Origin of the sequence: Fibrella forsythiae (assembly GCF_017353175.1) — a bacterium.
GTDB lineage: Bacteria > Bacteroidota > Bacteroidia > Cytophagales > Spirosomataceae > Fibrella > Fibrella forsythiae.
In genome coordinates this window covers 1-661 of sequence record NZ_JAFMYW010000065.1, presented here as the reverse complement: position 1 = coordinate 661, position 661 = coordinate 1, and the positions used below count along the sequence as shown (strand labels likewise).

Annotated in this window: 1 pseudogene; it reads right to left on the bottom strand. The window is 53.4% G+C overall.

Annotated elements, in window-relative coordinates:
- Positions 1–661 (bottom strand): annotated as a pseudogene (locus J2I46_RS32660) (SusC/RagA family TonB-linked outer membrane protein); the annotation flags it as partial.

The following is a 661-nucleotide window of genomic DNA, read 5'->3' as shown; positions in this document are numbered from 1 at the left end:
ATCGTAGCTGATGGACACTTCGCGGAGTTTCCAGAAGTCGGCCGAGGTGACGTAGCTTGATCCGGCGTTGTGGTAGCCCGAGTTGGTCCAGAACTCCAGGTTGCCGTCGCGGGTAGTTACGCTGGTATTATTGGAGAAGGAGCCGTCGGCGTTGGCAATGACCGAGCCTGGGAAGATGAAGTTCTGGCGGTCGTTGTAGGTGGTACGGATACCGGCCCCCGTAAACTCCAGGGCACTGCCCAACTGATTATAGATTACGGCACCGCCACGGTATTCAACAACCGCGTTCAGCGACAGCCCTTTATAGGCAAACGTGTTCGAGAAGCCGAACCGGTATTTAGGCTGCGTAGTGCCCTGGTATTTCAGTTCGGTGTCCAGGATGGGGTAGCCCGTAGCCGGGTTAATCACCGGCCGCCCCACGAATTGACCAGTGGCATCATAGTTGGCTCCGTTTGGATTCGTATTCTGTACCCGAACAATATCCGTAGTATAAAGAGCAGGATAGTTCAACCCTTTGGCGGCATAGGCATCTGAACCTGCCCCGTTCGAAAGTGGAATATTCACCCGGTCTAGACCAGTATATACGTCGGTAACTGTGTTGTTATTATACGTATAGTTCGTGCTGATATTCCAGGTGAATCCACCGGCACTGACAACAGGG